Here is a 12,161-nt window from a genome sequence, read left to right on the forward strand (position 1 = left end):
CCTCATGCTGCCGCGACCTCGGAGGTGGGCTCCTTACTGACCAGCGTGAGCACGTCGTAGGTCGCGACGAGCTCGTCGGCCTGGTTGCGGATCACCGCATCCCAGCGCACCTCGCCGTAGTCATCGGTCTCGCGGGGGGTGATCTGCTTGGCGGTGAGCTCGACGCGGATCGTGTCACCGGGGGAGACCGGCGTGATGAACCGCAGATTCTCGAGACCGTAGTTCGCGAGCACGGGGCCCGGTTCGGGGTCGACGAACAGACCGGCCGCCCACGAGACCAGCAGGTACCCGTGTGCCACACGGCCGGGGAAGAACGGGTTCGCTGCGGCCGCCTCGTCGTCCATGTGGGCGTAGAACGTGTCACCGGTGAAGTGCGCGAAGGTCTCGATGTCGTCGAGGGTGACCTCGCGTGATGCCGAGACGATCTGATCTCCGATCAGGAGCTCCGCGAGCGACTTGCGGAACGGATGCCGACCGCCGCTGCGCGCTGCGGCTCCCGCGTGCCAGACACCGGTCAACGCCGTGAGCATCTCGGGCGATCCCTGCACCGCAGAGCGCTGCATGTGGTGCAGCACCGCGCGGATGCCGCCGAGTTCCTCGCCGCCCCCTGCCCGACCGGGCCCGCCGTGCACGAGGTTCGGCAGGGGAGACCCGTGACCGGTCGAGGAGCGCGCGTCGTCGCGGTCGAGCAGCAGCATCCGACCGTTGAACGGCGCGATGCGCGTGGCCAGCTCGACCGCCTGCACCGGATCGTGCGTCGCGATGCTGGTGACGAGCGAGCCGCCGCCGCGGGCGACGAGTGCGGCGGCGTCGGCGATGGTGTCGTAGGTGAGCAGGGACGACACCGGACCGAACGCCTCGACCGAGTGCGCGGCGTCGGACTGCGGATCGTCGAAGCGCAGCAGCAGCGGCGAGACGAACGCGCCGTCGGGCGAGAGCCCGGTGGTTCCGTCTGCGAGCCGCACCTCGGGAGCATCCGTCGACCCCACCACGATCTGTCCGCCGGCGTCCTGCAGCTTCGCGACCTGACGCAGCACCTCATCGCGCTGCGCGGTCGAGGCGAGGGGGCCCATCGTCGCACCTTCGGCGCGGGGATCGCCCAGCACCGTCTTCTCGGTGATGCGCGCCTGCACGGCGGCGATCACGGCATCCGCCGACCCGGTCGGCACGATCGCCCGACGGATCGCCGTGCACTTCTGCCCGGCCTTGGTCGTCATCTCGGTGACGAGCTGGCGGACGTAGGCGTCGAACTCCGGCGTGCCCTCGATGGCGTCGGTGCCGAGCACCGAGGCGTTGATCGAGTCGGTCTCCGCGGTGAACCGCACTCCGCCGGTCTGCACGGCGGGGTGGGCCTTCAGGCTCTCGGCTGTCGAGGCGCTGCCGGTGAAGCCGACGATGTCGCCGAGGCGCAGGTGCTCGAAGAGGTCGGGGACGCTGCCGCTCACCAGCTGCAGCGATCCGTCCGGCAGCAGCCCCGACTCGACGAGGATGCGCACCATCGCCTCGGCGAGATATCCGGTCGGCGTCGCGGGTTTCACGAGCGTCGGCATGCCGGCGAGGAAAGCCGGTGCGAACTTCTCCAGCGACCCCCACACGGGGAAGTTGAAGGCGTTGATCTGCACGGCGACTCCCGGCAGCGTCGTGTAGACATGGCGCCCGAGGAACGAGCCGTCCTTCGAGAGCGGCTCGACGGGGCCGTCGACGTGCACGCGGCTGTTCGGCAGTTCGCGCCGCCCTTTGCCGGAATACGAGAACAGCACGCCGATGCCGCCGTCGATGTCGACCCAGGAGTCGCTCTTCGTCGCGCCCGTGCGCGCTGACAGCGCGTAGAGCTCGTCCTTGCGCTCGGTGAGCGCCAGGGCGAACTGCTTGAGCAGCACCGCGCGCTGATGGAAGGTGAGCGCACCGAGGCTCTTCTGCCCCACGGATCGGGCATGGGCAAGCGCCCCCGCGAGGTCGAGGCCGTCGGTGGAGACCAGCGTGACCACATCGCCGGTGGACGCGTCACGGACCTCGGTGAATCGTGCGGGCGAAGTCGGCGTCCACCACTCGCCCTGGATGTAGCTCGGCAGATACTCGGTCATCTCTCCTCGTTCCATGCGTAGAACCCTTCGCCGCTCTTGCGGCCGAGCTTTCCTTCGGCGACCATCCGCCGCAGCAGATCCGGCGGAGCGAACCGCTCGCCGAGAGTGCGTTCCAACTCCTCGGCGATGCCGAGCCGCACATCGAGTCCGACGACGTCGGTCGTGCGCAGCGGCCCCATCGGATGCCGGTATCCGAGCGTCATCGCCGCGTCGATGTCGACGGCCGACGCGACGCCCTCCTCGAGCATCCGGATCGCCTCGAGGCCGAGCATGACGCCGAGTCGAGACGAGGCGAACCCGGGGGAGTCGGTGACGACGATCGGGGTCTTGTCGAGGGAGCTCACCCATCCGGCCGCGTTCTCGACGACCGCGGCGTCGGTCGCTGCGCCTCGCACGATCTCGACGAGCGCAGACGCGGGCACAGGGTTGAAGAAGTGCAGGCCGAGGAAGCGCTCCGGACGACGGCGGCTCGCGGCGAGATCGTCGATCGAGATCGACGACGTGTTGCTCGCCAGGGTGGCGTCGGCGGGCATCGCCGCCTCTGCACGGGCGAGCGCCTGTTCCTTGAGTTCGCGGTCTTCGGGAACGGCTTCGATCACGAGGTCGACCACGGCGAAGGCGGCGATGTCGCGACCAGTCGTCAGGCGGCCGGTGATCTCGACCTCGTTCAGAGCGGGATCGCGGGCGACGGATCGGCGGATGCTCTCGCGGATCCGCTGCAGTGCGGCATCCGCGCTCGCCGCGTCGCGTTCGACGACCGCGACACGGGACCCCGCGAGCAGGAAGGCATGCGCGATGCCGGCGCCCATTCGTCCTCCGCCGAGCACGCCGACGGCCGCGGGCACGTGGTCCGGGCGTCTCGTCCCGCTCCGTTCGCTCGAGGTCCCGGGGTGGGCGTCGCTCGAGGGCGGGGGCTGCTCGCTCATCGGTTCTTCCTCTCGAGGAACGCGGTCATGCGACGGTGCTTCTCCGGCGACTCGAAGAGCTCGGCCTGCAGCTCGAGCTCGATCGCAGGATGTCCCGAGCGCGGAGTGCGCAGAGCGTGTTTCGTGTGCTGCGTGGCCAGCGGGTCGTTCTTCGCGATGCGATCGGCGATCGCGTGCGCGGTCGCGATCAGCTCGTCGGACGGATGCAGCGACGAGACGAGTCCCCATCGCAGTGCCTCCTCGCCATCGAGCGCTCGACCGGTGAGAAGCATCTCGCTCGCTCGCGCCGCGCCGATGATCTCGGGAAGCCGCCACGTCGCACCGGCCGCGGCGATGATGCCGAGTCCGGTCTCGGGGTTGCCGATTCGGAGGGACGGCGTCGCGATGCGGATGTCGGCGGCGTAGGCCAGCTCGGCTCCGCCCCCGAGCGCGTAGCCGTCGATCGCCGCGATCACCGGCATCGGCAGCTCGTTGATGCGGATGAACACGGTCGCGTTGATGCCGCGCCTGGCGTCATCTGCGGTGCGATCGCGCAGCTGCGCGATGTCGGCACCCGCCGCGAAGACACCGCCGGAGCCGGTGAGGATGAGGGTGCGGGGGGTCTGTTCGAGCATCGCGCACAGCTCGTGCAGCGCGTCGACCGTCTCCTGGTCGATCGCGTTGCGCTTCTCGGGGCGATCGAGCGTCGCGATGACCCTGTCGCGCTGCTCCTCGATCTGCAGGCTCACGTCAGACGCTCCACGATCATGGCCGTGCCCTGTCCGACTCCGACGCACATCGTGGCGAGGCCGTAGCGAGCGCCCTCGCGTTCGAGCCGACCGAGCAGGGTCACGATCAGGCGAGATCCGCTGGAGCCGAGCGGATGCCCGAGCGCGATCGCACCGCCGTCGGCGTTGACGATCGCCGGGTCGAGGCCGAGGCGACGGATGCAGGCGAGCGATTGCGACGCGAAGGCCTCGTTCAGCTCGACGGCGCCGAGATCGGCGATCTGCAGCCCTGCCTTCGCGAGAGCCTTCTGCGTCGCGGGCACGGGGCCGAGTCCCATGATCTCGGGGGCGAGTGCGGCGGTCGCCGACGCGACGATGCGTGCACGCGGTCGCAGTCCGTGTCGCTCGACGGCCTCGGCGCTCGCCACGACGATCGCGGAGGCTCCGTCGTTCAGCGAGCTGGAGTTGCCGGCCGTGACGACCTCGCCCCCTGCGACCACGGCGCGCAGCTTCGCGAGAGCGTCGAGGGTGGTGTCGCGTCGCGGTCCTTCGTCGGTGTCGACGATTCCGCGGTCGGTCTCGACCCCGACGATCTCAGGGGCGAAGCGCCCCGCGTCGATCGCGGCGACGGCGCRCAGATGGCTCTGCAGGGCGAAGGCATCGGCATCCGCCCGACTGATGCCGTCGACGCGTGCGACCTCCTCCGCCGTCTCGGGCATCGAGAAGGTGGCCTTCTCGCGCGCGGCGAGCCGTGGATTGGTGAAGCGCCATCCGATCGACGTGTCGAAGGCCGCGCCGGGCTTGGCCCATGCGCGCTCGGGCTTCGCCTGCACCCAGGGGGCTCGTGTCATGGACTCGACGCCGCCGGCGACGATGAGGTCGGCATCCCCCGCGCGCACGGCGTTCGCGGCGAGAGCGATGGCCGACATCCCCGAGGCGCACAGCCGGTTCACGGTGAGCCCGGGGATCGAATCGGGCAGGCCGGCGAGGAGCACGGCCATGCGGGCGACGTTGCGGTTGTCCTCGCCCGCTTGGTTCGCTGCACCGAGGATGACCTCGTCGATCGCCTCGGCGGGGATCCTCGACCGGGTGACGGTCTCGCCGACCACGAGGGCTGCCAGATCATCGGGGCGGATGCCGGCGAGTGCGCCGCCGTGACGACCGACGGCGGTGCGGACCCCGTCGACGAGATAGGCCTCGGACATCGTCATCCTCTCGAACGCCCACGCTGGCGATAATTTCAGACCGATCGGTCAGGAATACGATCTCAGATCCTCGGACGGATGGCAACTCATCGGGACTGACAGACTGGGGCCATKGCGCAGCTCGGATTCGACGCGCCGGCCCCCAAGCGCGGCCGGCCAGGCTATGACCGTGAGCAGGTGCTCGCGGTCGCGGTCAAGGTGTTCAACGAACAGGGCTACGACGCGACCAGCGTCGCCGATCTCAGTGCCACTCTCGGCCTCACCAAGTCGGCGCTGTACCACCACTTCGAGTCGAAGTCGGCGATCCTCGAGCTCGCGCTGAACGATGCCCTCGACGCTCTCGAGGCCGTCGTGGACGACGCCACGGCGCGGCATCCGCTCGCCTCCGATCGCCTGCGATCTATCATCCGCGGGGCCGTGCGTGTGCTCACCGAGAAGTTGCCCTCGGTGACGCTGTTGCTGCGTGTGCGCGGCAACGGCGACGTCGAGACCTCCGCGCTCGTGCGCCGGCGCGCGTTCGATCAGCGGGTGACGGCGATCGTGGCCGAGGCTCAGGCCGAGGGGCTGATCCGCGACGACGTGGATGCCGCGGTCGCGACCAGGCTCATCTTCGGCATGATCAACTCGGTCGTGGAGTGGTATCGCCCCGGCGGGCCCGTCGACCCCGATGAGCTGGGCGAGGACATCCTGCGGGTGAGCCTAGACGGACTGCAGTCGCGCTGAGCCGACTAGTCGTCGGCCGGAGCCACCCGGGGCGGCCAGCTGGTCGCTCCGAGCTCGCGTGAGATGTTGCGGGCCGTCTCTCGGAGCGCGTTCAGCACGGCGTCGGAGGCGGGCGCGTGCGAGGTGGGCATCACGACCGCGACCGCGGCGACGATGTCGTTCGAGGCGTCGGAGACCGGTGCGGCGACGGACGATTCTCCGAGCACCGCCTCGTCCGTCTCGGACGCACTGCCGCGTTCGGCGATCGCGGGGAGCTCGAGCATCAGCCTGGCGATGTCGGTGATCGTGTCTCCGGTGAGGCTGGGCAGCGGTCGTTCGAAGACGGTGCGCTGGAAGCCGAGGTCATGTGCGAGCAGCACCTTTCCCATCGCCGAGGCGTGAGCGGGGATCGCGACGCCGGTCTCGAGCATCTGCTGGCTGTCGTCCGGGCGCAGATCGTGGTGGATGACGAGCACCTCGTGGAAATGCGGAGCACCGAGGCGCACAGGCAGATTGGTGCGCCGCGCGAGCTCCTGCGTCCACCGCATCGCCCGTGCCCTGACGTCGAGCGTGTCGAGGTACACGTTGCTGAGGCGCAGCAGCGTCGGTCCGAGCATGTAGCGCTGTCCGCCGCGCTCTTTCGCGACCAGCCCGTGCTCTCGCAGCGACTTGACGATCCCGTGCACGGTCGACGGCGGCAGGCTCAGTGCGAGAGCGAGATCGGTGATGCCGAGGTGGCGCGCACCCTGCAGCAGCTCGAGCACCTTGGCGGCGCGATCGATGGCCTGGATCACGGTGCGTCCTCCCTCCGGTTCGTCGTCGAGCCGGGCCGTCATGTCGTGTGTCCGAGTCGATCTTGACAACTCGACTGCGCCCGAGCATATTCGACATTGACGAATGACTTTCCAATATTGCGAAAGATCGCCACCGCAGAGATCAAGGGAGATCGAACGATGAAAAAGCTCATCAACAACCCCGCCGATGTGCTGGTCGAGTCGCTGCGAGGCGTCGCCCTCGCGCATCCCGAGCTGTCGGTCGACCTCGAGACGCACGTGATCACGCGCGCGACGCCGAAGGCGCAGGGCAAGGTCGCGGTGGTCTCCGGTGGTGGGTCAGGCCATGAACCGCTGCACGGCGGATACGTGGGGGTGGGCATGCTCGATGCCGCGGTCGCCGGCGAGGTGTTCACCTCACCGACGCCCGACCGCGTGCAAGCGGCGACCAAGGCCGTCGACCGCGGCGCCGGCGTGCTGCACATCGTCAAGAACTACACCGGTGACGTGCTGAACTTCGAGATGGCCGCCGAGCTCGCATCGATGGAGGGCATCGAGGTCGGCACCGTGATCGTCGACGACGACGTCGCCGTGCAGGACTCTCTCTACACAGCCGGGCGTCGTGGTGTCGGACTGACCGTGCTGCTCGAGAAGCTGGTCGGCGCGGCGGCCGAAGAAGGACAGGATCTCGCCGCGGTCGTCGAACTCGCCCAGCGCATCAACGGCCAGGGTCGCTCGATGGGGATGGCGCTCACGAGCTGCACGGTTCCCGCAGCGGGCAAACCCACGTTCGACCTGCCGGAGGACCAGATGGAGATCGGCATCGGCATCCACGGCGAACCCGGTCGGCATCGCGAGCCGCTGGCTCCCGCATCCGAGATCGCCCGCCAGCTCGTCGAGCCGATCCTCGCCGACCTCGATGCTGCCGGACCCGCGATCGTGATGCTCAACGGCATGGGCGGATCGCCGCTGATCGAGCTGTATCTGATGTACGGCGAGGTCGCGTCGTTGCTCGAGAAGGCGGGGGTGCAGATCGCCCGCAACCTGGTCGGCGACTACATCACGTCGCTCGACATGGCCGGGTGCTCGCTCACGGTGCTGAAGGCCGACGATGAGCTGCTGCGGCTGTGGGATGCCCCGGTGAACACGCCAGGACTGCGATGGGGAGCATGATGGCGGCGATCGACACCGCGGCCCTCGTCGACTGGATCCGGCGGTTCCGCGACGTGATCGGCGAGACGCGCGAATGGCTCACCGAGCTCGACTCGGCGATCGGCGATGCGGACCACGGCGCGAACATGGCCCGTGGCATGGACGCCGTCGTGGCGAAGCTCGACTCGGCGGTGCCGCCCACCGTCGACGAACTGCTCAAGACCGTCGGCATGACGCTCGTGAGCTCGGTCGGAGGTGCCAGCGGGCCGCTCTACGGCACGCTGTTCCTGCGGATGGGGATGGCGGCCGGCCCGGTGGACGAACTCGATGCCGCCGGGCTCGCAGCCTCGCTGCGAGCGGGTCTCGACGGGATCGTCGCCCGGGGCAAGGCCGAAGCCGGCGACAAGACCATGTTCGATGCGATGGCGCCCGCCGTGGATGCACTCGATGCGGCGATCGCAGGCGGGGCGGATCTCGCAGCGGCGACGGCTGCGGCTGCCGATGCTGCGGCTGCGGGGCGTGACGCCACGGAGCCCCTGGTGGCACGCAAGGGACGCGCGAGCTACCTCGGTGAGCGCAGCGCAGGTCACATCGATCCGGGTGCGGCGTCCACGACGCTGCTGTTCGAGGCGCTCGCCCGGGCCACCGCGGAATCGTCCTGATGATCGGCATCGTCGCCGTCTCCCACAGCGCTCGACTCGGGGAGGCGGCCCTGGAGCTTGCCCTGCAGATGGTGCGAGGCGGGGGAGCGCGCGTCCTGGTGGCGGCCGGCGCGGGGATGGATGCCGACGGCGCAGCCGTTCTCGGAACGGATGCCGTAGCGGTCGCCGCGGCCATCGACGAACTGGCCGCGGATTGCGACGGAGTCCTGGTGCTGATGGACCTCGGCTCGGCGGTGCTGAGCGCGGAGCTCGCGCTCGAGCTGCGCATGAGCGACGTGCCCGTCCGCCTCACGCCCGCGCCGTTCGTGGAAGGGCTGCTCGCCGCAGTCGTGTCCGCGGCGGCGGGCGCATCGCTCGAGGTCGTGGCTGAGGAGGCGTCCGCTGCGCTCGGCGCGAAGACCGGCCAGCTCGGCGACCCGGACGAGCCCGTCGCGCCCGCCCCCTCGGCGCTCGCACCGACGCACGGGCCGAGCGACGCGGTCACTCGCGTGGTCACCGTGCGCAACCCGCTCGGCATCCATGCTCGTCCGGCTGCGCTGATCGCCGAGGCCTCGGCAGGGGCGGATGTGCGGCTCACGCGGCTGCCGGATGGGCCGGAGGCCGCGGGCTCCAGCCTGTCGAGACTGCTGATGCTCGGCGCCAGGCAGGGCGACGAGGTGCGGCTGTCCGCGACCGGGGCGGACGCCGAGCTCGCCATCCATCGACTGGTCGCGCTGTTCGACGAGGGGTTCGGTGAAGGAACCGCGGTCGCCGTGCCCCCGAGAGAGGTCGTGCGCACGCGGTCGACCGAGTCGGCGGTGAGTGCGGCGCCCGTGGTGTCCGGGACGGTGCTGAGCGGGCGAGGCGTGAGCGCCGGGCGGGCAGCGGCGCAGGCCGTGCTGCTGGCTGCGCCACTCGACGAGCCCGACCCTGGCCTGACGGTCGATGCGGCTGAGCGTGAGAGCGAGGTGTCGGCGATCGAGTGGGCAGCCGTCGCGGTGGCCGATCAGCTCCGCCGCCGCACATCGGCGGCGACCGGAGAGGCTCGGGCGATCCTCGATGCTTCGCGTCTGCTCGCCTCAGACCCCGAGCTCGTCGCAGATGCGACGGCGCTCGTCCGATCGAAGGGGCGCACCGCCGCCCGCGCCGTCTGGGACACTGCTCTCGCGCACGAGAAGGCGCTCAGAGCCTTGGGTGGTCGCATGGCCGAGCGTGCCGCCGACATCCGTGACGTCCGAGACCGGATCATCGCCGAGATCCTCGAGGTCGAGATGCCCGGTGTTCCGGAGCGGGATGAGCCTTTCGTGCTCGTGGCCACCGACCTCGCACCCGCCGACACGGCCGCCCTGGACGGCGGCAACTGCGTCGCTCTGGTGACCGAGCAGGGCGGGCCCACATCGCACACCGCGATCATCGCCCGCTCACTCGGAATCCCCGCGGTCGTCGGGGTCGTCGGGGCCACGGGCATCGCATCCGGCGCCGATCTGCTCGTCGACGGCGACCGGGGCACGGTCGAGGTCGACCCGAGCCGTTCCAGGATCGCCGAGGCGCAGGCCGCGTCGATCGTCGTGCCCTTCGACGGAGAGGGCGTGCTCGCGGACGGGCGCCGGATCGCACTGCTCGCCAACGTCGGCGGCGCGGCCGAAGCGGTGGCGGCTGCGGCATCGAAGGCAGAGGGAGTGGGTCTCTTCCGCACCGAGTTCTGCTTCCTCGACCGCACCGATGCGCCGTCGGTCGACGAGCAGGTCGACGCCTACCGAGGCGTCCTCGCGGCTTTCCCGGGGCGGAAGGTCGTCGTGCGCACGCTCGACGCGGGCAGCGACAAGCCGCTGCCGTTCGCCAACGCCGACACGGAGGAGAACCCCGCTCTCGGAGTCCGCGGTCTGCGGATCGCACGGCGATCACCCGCGCTGCTCGATGATCAGCTGCGGGCCCTCGCGCTCGCGGCAGCGGCGGAGTCGGCGCTCGTCGAGGTGATGGCTCCGATGGTGGCCACCGTCGATGAGGCGCGCGACTTCGCGGACCGTGCGCGGGCGGCCGGACTCGAGAAGGTGGGAGTGATGGTCGAGACACCCTCCGCCGCGCTCCTCGCCTCAGAGATGCTCGAGGTCGTCGATTTCGTCAGCATCGGAACCAACGATCTCGCCCAGTACACGCTCGCCGCGGACCGACTGCTGGGCGAGCTGGGCGACCTGAACGATCCGTGGCAGCCGGCCGTGCTGCGATTGATCGGCCAGGCGGGTGCTGCCGGACGCCGGTGGAACCTGCCGGTGGGCGTGTGCGGCGAGGCCGGCGCCGATCCCACACTGGCCGCGGTGCTGGTCGGCCTCGGGGTCACCTCCCTGTCGATGACGCCCCGCGCGCTGGGCCGCGTCGCGGCCGCGCTGGCAGATGTCACGGGTGATCAGTGCGACGCAGCCGCGGAAGCGGTGCTGAGAGCGGCGACGGCGGCCGATGCGCGTGCCGCTGCGGCCGCTGTGCTCAGTGACGGCTGAAGAGTTCACGTCGTCCGATCAGGCGGATATATGCGATCTTCGGCATGCTCTTCCTCTCGTTCTGATCTCGACATGCGCGCGCCCCTGGTCGAGGGTGCCGCAGCGCCATATGCTCCGAGGAGGGGGCGCCCGCAGCGGCGCATGACGAGTCGGAGGATGCACATGACTGTCTTCACCACGTGGCGAGCGCGAATGATGCTCGCATCGATCGGGATCGGCGCGCTGGTCGCCCTGAGCGCCTGCGCCCCGACTCCTCAGGCCTCGTCGTCGCCCTCGCCCTCGCCGTCGCCGTCGACCGCGTCCCCCGAGCCCTACGCCGGACCGATCGTGTTCGTCGGAGACGAACTCGACGCGTTCTCGCTCACCCCTGAGGAGATCGTGGGGATCGTGCCGGAGGCCACCGACGTCGGTGATCCTTCGCCGGTGCTCGAGCAGGTGTCGGATGGCGGAAGTCTCCCTGCGGATCCGCCGATCTGCGATGCCCTCTACGCCGAGCAGTCGCTCGGCAGCGTGGGGGCGAGAACGGTCGAATGGCAGGTGCCGACGGATCCCGCCAACGGGTTCGGCCGGATGACGATCATGCAGTTCGCTGATGAGGCGCAGGCCGAGGGGCGAATGGATCAGCTGCTCCAGGCTGCCGAGCAGTGCGCCGAGTTCGCCAAGGAGGGAACCATCACGTTCGATGCCGCGATTCCGGAACCCTCCGAGGACGTCCGAGCCTTCGCGGGGTCGCTGGTCGATGCGGGGCTCGACTGGCGGTCTTTCGACGCATTCGCGTCGACCGGCAACGTGATCGTGCAGCTCTGGCAGCCCTTCAGCGGTGACCGCGACTTCGACGCCGAAGCCGCCGCCCTGCTGCTGCAGACCCGCGCCGGTGAGGCGAGGTCGGGACTGATCGACGAGCTCACCGAGAACCCGCCTGTCGCCGAGACCGATCCGTCGGGAGACCCCGGAGCCGTGTGGAGCGAGTGGCAGATCGGTGTCGGCGGGGTGGGTCCGCTCCGCCTCGGCGACTCGGTCGATGCCGCTCTCGCCAAGGCGGGCGAGGACGCGCAGGTCATGGAGCCGGAGTACGACGGCGGACCGTGGAGGCTCGTCGCACCCGGGGGCGCGGGGTCCATCCTGGTGCAGCCCGTCGAGGCCGGTGACGCGGTGTGGTCGATCACCGTCGGAAGCGATCGTAGCCTCGATGAGTCGGTCGACGACGGAGCGGCGCTGCCGCACCGGGGAGACATCCGCCTCGGCGCTCCGGTGGCGGATGCGATGGCCGCCTACCCCGGGGGCACCGTCGTCGATGTCGTGGCGGCAGGCGATGACTTCTACGCCGTCACGACGCGCGACGGCCAGGTCTTCCGGTTCCAGGCCGACCGCGATGTCGCCGAGGAGGGGGCGATGATCGTCGGCATCACGGTCGAGGACGCCACAGCCCGCACGCCGCTCGTCTTCGGCTGACGGCGGGCCGGTCGTTCCACCGAC

General features: G+C 70.2%; 10 protein-coding genes. 5 read left to right on the forward strand and 5 right to left on the reverse strand.

All coding sequences use genetic code 11. The features are described from left to right. Positions 1-2: 2 nt before the first annotated feature. From paaZ to AC04ME_RS13925, 4 genes are read right to left on the reverse strand one after another with little or no spacing between them, the layout of a single operon-like run. On the reverse strand, positions 3-2,084 hold the full coding sequence (paaZ, locus tag AC04ME_RS13910) for a phenylacetic acid degradation bifunctional protein PaaZ (RefSeq protein ID WP_475435529.1): 2,082 nt from the start codon (positions 2,082-2,084) through the stop codon (positions 3-5). Continuing rightward, the gene (locus AC04ME_RS13915) at positions 2,081-3,010 is read right to left on the reverse strand and encodes a 3-hydroxyacyl-CoA dehydrogenase family protein (RefSeq protein WP_475435531.1); all 930 of its coding nucleotides are present in this window, start codon (positions 3,008-3,010) and stop codon (positions 2,081-2,083) included. The genes paaZ and AC04ME_RS13915 overlap by 4 nt, the downstream gene beginning before the upstream one ends. Further along, on the reverse strand, positions 3,007-3,738 hold the full coding sequence (locus AC04ME_RS13920; protein WP_311879566.1) for an enoyl-CoA hydratase/isomerase family protein: 732 nt from the start codon (positions 3,736-3,738) through the stop codon (positions 3,007-3,009). The genes AC04ME_RS13915 and AC04ME_RS13920 overlap by 4 nt, the downstream gene beginning before the upstream one ends. Beyond that, positions 3,735-4,922 carry a thiolase family protein gene (locus AC04ME_RS13925; RefSeq protein WP_475435533.1) on the reverse strand — a complete coding sequence of 396 codons (1,188 nt, stop codon included), beginning with the start codon at positions 4,920-4,922 and terminating at the stop codon, positions 3,735-3,737. Before AC04ME_RS13925 ends, AC04ME_RS13920 begins: the two co-directional genes overlap by 4 nt. Positions 4,923-5,099: 177 nt before the next feature. Here AC04ME_RS13925 and AC04ME_RS13930 point away from each other — a divergent pair, with 177 nt between their 5' ends. Further along, positions 5,100-5,645 carry a TetR/AcrR family transcriptional regulator gene (locus tag AC04ME_RS13930; RefSeq protein ID WP_475435535.1) on the forward strand — a complete coding sequence of 182 codons (546 nt, stop codon included), beginning with the start codon at positions 5,100-5,102 and terminating at the stop codon, positions 5,643-5,645. A gap of 5 nt (positions 5,646-5,650) precedes the next feature. Here the strand turns inward: AC04ME_RS13930 and AC04ME_RS13935 are convergent, their stop codons facing one another. Next, complete coding sequence (locus tag AC04ME_RS13935; protein WP_231567491.1) at positions 5,651-6,460, reverse strand: IclR family transcriptional regulator; 810 nt, start codon at positions 6,458-6,460, stop codon at positions 5,651-5,653. 117 nt (positions 6,461-6,577) lie between these two features. Here AC04ME_RS13935 and dhaK point away from each other — a divergent pair, with 117 nt between their 5' ends. The 4 genes from dhaK (at position 6,578) to AC04ME_RS13955 (ending at position 12,137) form a co-directional block, all read left to right on the forward strand. After that, complete coding sequence (gene dhaK, locus AC04ME_RS13940) at positions 6,578-7,570, forward strand: dihydroxyacetone kinase subunit DhaK (protein ID WP_079113926.1); 993 nt, start codon at positions 6,578-6,580, stop codon at positions 7,568-7,570. Continuing rightward, entirely contained in the window at positions 7,570-8,211 is a 642-nt protein-coding gene (dhaL, locus tag AC04ME_RS13945) for a dihydroxyacetone kinase subunit DhaL (protein WP_475435616.1), read from the forward strand. Before dhaK ends, dhaL begins: the two co-directional genes overlap by 1 nt. Beyond that, positions 8,211-10,685 (forward strand): phosphoenolpyruvate--protein phosphotransferase, encoded by a 2,475-nt coding sequence (gene ptsP, locus AC04ME_RS13950; RefSeq protein ID WP_475435538.1) that lies wholly within the window; start codon positions 8,211-8,213, stop codon positions 10,683-10,685. Before dhaL ends, ptsP begins: the two co-directional genes overlap by 1 nt. Positions 10,686-10,847: 162 nt before the next feature. After that, complete coding sequence (locus tag AC04ME_RS13955; protein ID WP_475435540.1) at positions 10,848-12,137, forward strand: hypothetical protein; 1,290 nt, start codon at positions 10,848-10,850, stop codon at positions 12,135-12,137. Positions 12,138-12,161 lie beyond the last annotated feature (24 nt).

Source organism: Microbacterium sp. LjRoot205, assembly GCF_056175745.1.